Origin of the sequence: Candidatus Ruminimicrobium bovinum, from assembly GCF_902760015.1 — a bacterium.
Taxonomy (GTDB): domain Bacteria; phylum Elusimicrobiota; class Endomicrobiia; order Endomicrobiales; family Endomicrobiaceae; genus Ruminimicrobium; species Ruminimicrobium bovinum.
Genome location: NZ_CACWEU010000217.1, coordinates 1 through 6,540, shown reverse-complemented (window position 1 = coordinate 6,540; position 6,540 = coordinate 1). Strand labels below are relative to the sequence as shown.

The window sequence follows — 6,540 nt, the reverse complement described above, 5'->3', positions numbered from 1 at the left end:
CACCAAGCCACATTATAAGAACGGTTCCGGTAACAAGTGTCATAACCGTCATAACTATCCATGATAAAGAAGGGTCCAAAACTATCGGCATACCGCTTGGGGTAGGCATTCGGACTATTGCCATTGTGAGCCCGAAAGATTGGATTGCACCTAAAATTAAAGTGCCGTATCTTGTAATTTGGGTAAGTTTTTTTCTGCCGTGTTCACCTTCTTTAGCCAACCTGTCCAAATAAGGAATAACATGTGCACCTTGCATTAAGCTCATAATAATGGATGCGTTAATGTAAGGCATAATACCCATTGAAAACACCGACATTCTGTTTAAAGCACCACCGGAAAACATATCCAAAAAGCCGAGTAATCCGTTGCTGTTTGCATCAAATAAAGATTTAACCGCAGCAGCATTGATACCCGGTATGGGAACGGAAGCTCCTATTCTGTATGCTATAATTATAGCAAGTGTAAACAAAACCTTATTCCTAAGTTGAGGAATTTTGAATATATCTCCGAATGTTTTAAACATGTATTTACCCTATATTTTAATTTTTATTTTATTATTTCCGCTTTTCCGCCTGCTTTTTCAATTTTTGCTTTTGCTGTTTTTGAAAAAGCATCCGCTTTAACGGTAAATTTCTTTTTTAAATCACCGTTTGCAAGAATTTTAACAGGACCGTTTTTCTTTATTATACCTGCAGCTTTTAAGCTTTCTTTTGTAATTTCGGTACCTGCATCAAACTTTGCTTCCAAACTGTTAATATTTACTATTTCATAATGAGTACGGAACTGTTCGTGGCTGAAACCTCTTTTAGGCATTCTTCTGGCAATGGACATCTGTCCGCCTTCAAAGAAAGGCATTTTGCCTTCACCGGATCTTTTTTTCTGACCGTTCATACCTCTGGTACACATTCTGCCTCTGCCTGAACCTACTCCTCTACCCACTCTTATCTTTCTGTGTTTTGCACCTTTAGCAGGTGATAATGTATTGAGAGCTATCATATTTCGGCAACCTCTTTATTTCTTATTTTTGCGACATCTTCTCTTGTCCTTAAATTTTTCAAAGCATCAATTGTAGCATATACGACGTTAAAAGGATTGGATGTTCTCATTGATTTTGTAAGAATATCTTTTATACCGACGGCTTCCAAAACCACTCTAACCGAACCTCCGGCGATAACACCGGTTCCGGCAACCGCAGGTTTTAACAAAACTTTTCCCGCACCGGAAACACCTATAACTTCATGCGGAATACTTGTATTTCTTAAAGAAACACTTATCATATTTTTTTGAGCATAAGCACTGCCTTTTTTAATTGCCGCCTGAACTTCGTTTGCTTTACCCAAACCACAACCTACTTTACCTGCTCCGTCACCGACAACAACAAGTGCATTAAAGGAAAACCTTTTTCCGCCTTTAACAACTTTTGCAACTCTGTTGACGGTAACAACACTTTCTATCAAACCGCTTTCATTTTCATTTTTAATTTTATTGTCAACCAACTTATCCCCCCGTGCTGCTACATCTTATTTTATTTTTATTTGTTAGAATTTTAATCCTGCAGTTCTTGCTTCTTCGGCAAGAGCTTTTACTTTACCGACATATGCTTTTCCTGCTCTGTCAAAAACCACCGTGTTTACTTTTTTATCAATAGCTTTTTGGGCTATCAATTTACCTACGGCTTTAGCTGCTTCAACCGTATCGGCAGATTTGAATTTACCTTTTAATTCCGCAGATAAAGTTGATGCTGCGGCAAGGGTAATACCTTTGGAATCGTCAATAACCTGAGCATAAATATTTTTATGTCCGCATTTAATGTTTAATCTCGGTCTTTCCGATGTTCCGCTTACTTTACTTCTTACTCTTTTCTTACGAAAAACTGACCTTTCTTTTGAAGATTTCATTTCTGTTATAACCTCTTAAAAAAACTTAACTGTTTATTTCTTTGCACCTGCAGAAGCAGCTTTACCTGCTTTTCTGAGTATCTTTTCACCTGCATATCTTATACCGAAACCCTGATACGGTTCGGGCGGTTTTACGGCACGAACTTGTGCGGCAAAAGCGCCTACCGCCTGTTTATCAATTCCGGTTATTGTAAGTGTCGGAATTTTATCCTGTGTCATACCTACAACAACTTTAATTCCGTCGGGAACTGTTTTTGTAACCGTATGAGAATAACCTACGGTCAACGTTAAATTTTTGCCGGTCAAAACAGCTTTAAAACCTAACCCGTTAAGTTCCAATTCTTTTTTATAACCTTCAACAACTCCGGTTATCATATTGCAAATTAACCCTCTCAAAAGCCCCTGATACATATTTGCCTGTCTTGACTCGTCTTTCATCTCGACAAGAACGGAACCTTTATCTATTTTTACGGCTAAATGTTCCGGAACGGCTTGAGAAAGTTTTCCGTTTGCACCGGAAACTTCTATTACATCATTTTTCAATTCTACTTTAACCTTTTCAGGTATTGTTATCGGTTTTTTTCCTAAGCGACTCATTTTGAAACCTCAATATAAAATTTTACCAAACGTATCCTAAAACTTCACCGCCAATCATTTCTGCTTTAGCTTTTTTACTTGCCATTATTCCTTTTGGTGTAGAAATAATTGCAATACCGAAACTGCCCAACACATTAGGCAATTCTTTGTAACCTTTATAAATTCTTAAGCCCGGTTTTGAAACTCTTCTCAAACCGCTAAGAGCTGCTTTACCGTTGGCATCGTATTTTAAGTAAACTCTTAAAACACCTTGCTTTTGATCTTCAATGTTTTTATAATTCGAAATATAACCTTCTTCTTTTAAAACCTTTGCTATTTCGGTTTTAACTTTGGATGAAGGAATATCTACTTTTTCATGTAATTTAGAATTTGCATTGCGAATTCTAACAAACATATCTGCTATAGGATCTGTAATCATTATACAACCTCTTTTTTATTTGTTTTACTTTATTACCAACTTGACTTTGTAACACCGGGTATTTCGGCATTATGTGCAAGTTTACGGAAACATATTCTGCACAGCCCAAAATCTCTATAGTAGCCTCTAGGTCTCCCGCATAGACGACATCTGTTTCTATACCTAGTTGCAAACTTTTGAGGTTTGCGCATTTTTGCTTCTGCTGATAGTGTTGCCATAAAAAAACCTCTTACTTTTCTATTTTTATTTTATTATCTCTTTTTAAAAGGCATACCTAAAAATTCCAATAATTTTTTTGCATGCTCATCTTTTTGTGCCGATGTAACTATAGTTATATTCATTCCTCTTGCTTTATCGGACTTTTCAACATTTATTTCCGGGAATATATACTGTTCGGTAAGACCAAGGTTAAAATTACCTTTTCCGTCGAACTTATTAGGTTCTATTCCTCTAAAATCTCTGATTCTCGGTATTGCAATGTTTATAAGCCGGTCAAAAAACTCATACATCATTGCGCCTCTTAAAGTTACTTTAACTCCGATAGGCATACCCGCACGGATTTTAAAGTTTGAAACCGACTGTTTTGCTTTACAAACAACCGGTTTTTGCCCGGTTATTGCGGCAAGCTCCGAACTTGCAACTTCAACAACTTTAGCATTATCTTTTGCTTCGCTTAAACCTATGTTTACTACAATTTTAACCAACTTAGGAACCTGATTAGGATTTTTAAAACCTATTTCTTTTTCCAAAGCGGGTACTACATTTTTTAAATACAACTCTTTTATTCTCGGAATTTGATTCATGTTAGTCTTTCCTTATTTTAAACTATTATTTCTCCGCATTTTCTGCATACTCTAACCTTTTTCCCGTCGGACAATTTATCGAATTTAGGTCTGTTCGGTTTATTGCATTTAGGGCAAACCAACATAACGTTCGATATCGATATAGGAGCTTCTTTTTCCTTAATACCGCCGGGATCGGTTTGTGTAGGTTTTGTATGTCTTTTAACGAAGTTTACTTTTGATACGATAACTTTATTCGTGTCAAAAAATAATTTTAAAACTTCGCCTTCTTTTCCTTTATCTTTTCCCGTCAAAACTACAACTTTATCTTTTTTCTTAATATTAAGCATATTTCTATCCTGTTAATTTATACTATATAACTTCCGGTGCCAAAGAAATTATTTTTAAGTAATTAGCTTCTCTTAATTCCCTTGCTATAGGTCCGAATATACGGGTTCCCTTAGGTTCGCCTTCATCGTTAATGATAACGGCCGCATTATCATCAAACCTGATGTATGTTCCGTCTTCTCTGCGGTATTCTTTTGCAGTTCTGACGATAACAACTTTAACGACATCACCTTTTTTGATGTTGCCGTGAGGAATAGCATCCTGCACGGAAGCCATAACAACATCACCAAGCCCCGCATATCTTCTTCTGAGACCTTTCATTACTCTGAAGCAACGAACTTTTTTTGCACCTGAATTATCTGCAACATTTAAAATAGTTCTTTCTTGAATCATTTTTCTTTCCTTATGCCTTGTTAACAATTTCCGTCAAAACCCATCTTTTTGTTTTAGAAAGAGGTCTTGACTCCATAATATACACCAAATCACCCATTTTGGATTCATTTTTCTCGTCGTGAACAGAGAAATTTGATTTTACACGGGTAACTCTTCCGTATAAAGGATGTTTTATTGTTCTTTCAACGGCAACAACCCTTGTTTTTTGGGCTTTGTCGCTGATTACCGTCCCTTTTAATATTTTTCTTTTGCCGCGTTCTACCATTTTTCCTTCCTAATTAACGGGAATTATTTCCCTTTTTGTTGTTGAGCAAGTATTGTTTTTATTCTTGCTATTGTCCTTCTGAGTTCTCTGAGTTCCAGAGGATTTTTTATCGGAGCAGTTGAGTTTCTGAATTTTAATTTATAATACTTATCTTCCAAATCTCTCAATTTGGCAACCAACTCCGTATTCGACATACTTTTTATTTCCAACCAGTTTTTCTGTTTCATATCTCTTTTTCCGTTTTTATATTTCTTGTCTTACTAAAAATTTACAATGTATAGGTAATTTGTCTGCAGCCAACTTAAAAGCTTTTTTTGCTTCGGCTTCCGGAATACCTTCCATTTCAAACATTACTCTGCCGGGCTTTACTACGGCTACCCAAAATGCAGGATCGCCTTTACCTTTACCCATTCTTGTTTCAGCAGGTTTTTTGGTAATAGGTTTATCGGGGAATACTCTTATCCAAATCTTTCCGCCTTTTTTGATAAACTTTGTTAAAGCTATACGAGCAGCTTCTATTTGGTTACTGTTTAACCAAATAGGTTCCAGGGCTTGTAGTCCGTAAGCACCGAATGCCAAGGTCGTGCCGCCTTTAGCATATCCTTTCATTCTACCCCTGTGAGTTTTTCTGTATTTAACTCTTTTTGGCATCAACATATATATTTCCTTCCTTAACTTTTAACTATTTTTGTTCCTGAGCATTTCCTACTTCTTCAACGTTTTCAACCAATTTTGCTTCTTCAAGAAGTTCCTTGGCTGTTTTTTGGAAATGTTCTTTTTTAAATATCCAAACTTTTATACCGATTTTTCCCATTGTAGTATTTGCTTCGGAAAAGCCGTAATCAATTTCGGCTCTGAAAGTTTGAAGAGGAACTCTTCCTTCTTTTAACCATTCGGTTCTTGCAATTTCTGCACCGCCGAGTCTTCCCGAACACATAACTTTTATCCCGCCTGCACCTGCTGCCATTGCTTTTTGAATAACTTTTTTCATTGCTCTTCTGAAAGCAACAAGTTTTTCTATCTGATAAGCAATATTATCGGCACAAAGTTGGGCATCAATTTCGGGTTTTTTAATTTCCATGACGTTTACGAATGTTTTTCTCTGCGTCATTTGTTCTACTTCAACTCTGATGGATTCCATACCTTGCCCGCCTTTACCGATAACAATACCGGGGCGAGAAGTATAAATATTTATTCTTATGTATTTACCTGCTCTTTCAATAGCAATTTTAGAAACGGAAGCCATTTTCAATTTTTCTTTCAAATAGCCCCTTATTCTATAATCTTCTTCTATAAAATCAGGCATTTCCTTTACATTAAACCATTTGGAATCCCAGTCTTTTATATAACCTAACCGAACACTTTTAGGATGTATTTTATGACCCATAACTCCCTTACCTTTTAACTAAATTTTAGCTTCTTTTTTTGTTGTTTTTGCCGTTTTTTTAACGGTTCTTTTTTTCTTTTCAGGTTCAACCGTTTCGGTTGCTAATACCGGCTGTTGAACTTTTGCTGCAACTTTCTTTTTTCTTTTAGGCGCCTTTAACCCCTCATCCGTAACTATTATCGTTAAATGAGAAGTTTTTCTTTTATAAGGCAATCCTCTGCCCATAGGACCCGGTCTCATTCTTTTCAATGTAGGCCCTTGCCCTACCCAGGCCTCTTTAACTTTTAATCCCGAAAAATCTTTCAATTTTCCTGCGTTTGCCACTGCACTTTTTAAAACTTTTTCTACAAGTTCGGTAGCATTTTTAGGCAAGAAAGAAAGAATCTCAAATGCTTTATCAACTCTTTGATTTCTTATAACAGTCAAAACTTGATTAACTTTTCTAGGAGCAT

General features: G+C 36.2%; 14 protein-coding genes and 1 pseudogene. All 15 read right to left on the bottom strand.

Annotation, left to right across the window (positions count from 1 at the left end; translation table 11 throughout):
* A partial coding sequence (locus ACMUOV_RS07365; protein ID WP_413854481.1) for a preprotein translocase subunit SecY occupies positions 1–523 on the bottom strand: 523 nt, incomplete at its 3' end.
* Between the two features lie 23 nt (positions 524–546).
* Positions 547–996 (bottom strand): 50S ribosomal protein L15, encoded by a 450-nt coding sequence (gene rplO / locus ACMUOV_RS07360; RefSeq protein ID WP_413854480.1) that lies wholly within the window; start codon positions 994–996, stop codon positions 547–549.
* Entirely contained in the window at positions 993–1,496 is a 504-nt protein-coding gene (rpsE, locus tag ACMUOV_RS07355) for a 30S ribosomal protein S5 (RefSeq protein ID WP_413854479.1), read from the bottom strand. Before rpsE ends, rplO begins: the two co-directional genes overlap by 4 nt.
* 42 nt (positions 1,497–1,538) lie before the next feature.
* Positions 1,539–1,898 carry a 50S ribosomal protein L18 gene (gene rplR / locus ACMUOV_RS07350; RefSeq protein ID WP_413854478.1) on the bottom strand — a complete coding sequence of 120 codons (360 nt, stop codon included), beginning with the start codon at positions 1,896–1,898 and terminating at the stop codon, positions 1,539–1,541.
* 33 nt (positions 1,899–1,931) lie between these two features.
* Entirely contained in the window at positions 1,932–2,495 is a 564-nt protein-coding gene (gene rplF, locus ACMUOV_RS07345) for a 50S ribosomal protein L6 (protein WP_413854477.1), read from the bottom strand.
* 22 nt (positions 2,496–2,517) lie between these two features.
* Positions 2,518–2,916 carry a 30S ribosomal protein S8 gene (rpsH, locus tag ACMUOV_RS07340; protein WP_413854482.1) on the bottom strand — a complete coding sequence of 133 codons (399 nt, stop codon included), beginning with the start codon at positions 2,914–2,916 and terminating at the stop codon, positions 2,518–2,520.
* Positions 2,917–2,945: 29 nt separating this feature from the next.
* Positions 2,946–3,131, bottom strand: coding sequence for a type Z 30S ribosomal protein S14 (locus ACMUOV_RS07335; RefSeq protein WP_413854475.1), 186 nt, complete (start codon positions 3,129–3,131; stop codon positions 2,946–2,948).
* A 33-nt stretch (positions 3,132–3,164) separates the two neighbouring features.
* Positions 3,165–3,716, bottom strand: coding sequence for a 50S ribosomal protein L5 (gene rplE, locus ACMUOV_RS07330; RefSeq protein WP_413854473.1), 552 nt, complete (start codon positions 3,714–3,716; stop codon positions 3,165–3,167).
* A 17-nt stretch (positions 3,717–3,733) separates the two neighbouring features.
* A complete protein-coding gene (gene rplX, locus ACMUOV_RS07325) occupies positions 3,734–4,045 on the bottom strand; it encodes a 50S ribosomal protein L24 (protein WP_413854472.1) in 312 nt (103 codons plus the stop codon).
* Between the two features lie 22 nt (positions 4,046–4,067).
* Positions 4,068–4,436 (bottom strand): 50S ribosomal protein L14, encoded by a 369-nt coding sequence (rplN, locus tag ACMUOV_RS07320; RefSeq protein ID WP_413854471.1) that lies wholly within the window; start codon positions 4,434–4,436, stop codon positions 4,068–4,070.
* A 10-nt stretch (positions 4,437–4,446) separates the two neighbouring features.
* Positions 4,447–4,701 (bottom strand): 30S ribosomal protein S17, encoded by a 255-nt coding sequence (gene rpsQ / locus ACMUOV_RS07315; protein ID WP_413854470.1) that lies wholly within the window; start codon positions 4,699–4,701, stop codon positions 4,447–4,449.
* 23 nt (positions 4,702–4,724) lie between these two features.
* On the bottom strand, positions 4,725–4,928 hold the full coding sequence (rpmC, locus tag ACMUOV_RS07310) for a 50S ribosomal protein L29 (protein ID WP_413854469.1): 204 nt from the start codon (positions 4,926–4,928) through the stop codon (positions 4,725–4,727).
* Positions 4,929–4,944: 16 nt separating this feature from the next.
* Positions 4,945–5,358 carry a 50S ribosomal protein L16 gene (rplP, locus tag ACMUOV_RS07305; protein ID WP_413854467.1) on the bottom strand — a complete coding sequence of 138 codons (414 nt, stop codon included), beginning with the start codon at positions 5,356–5,358 and terminating at the stop codon, positions 4,945–4,947.
* A gap of 25 nt (positions 5,359–5,383) precedes the next feature.
* On the bottom strand, positions 5,384–6,088 hold the full coding sequence (gene rpsC / locus ACMUOV_RS07300; RefSeq protein ID WP_413854465.1) for a 30S ribosomal protein S3: 705 nt from the start codon (positions 6,086–6,088) through the stop codon (positions 5,384–5,386).
* Between the two features lie 162 nt (positions 6,089–6,250).
* Positions 6,251–6,540 (bottom strand): annotated as a pseudogene (gene rplV / locus ACMUOV_RS07295) (50S ribosomal protein L22); the annotation flags it as partial.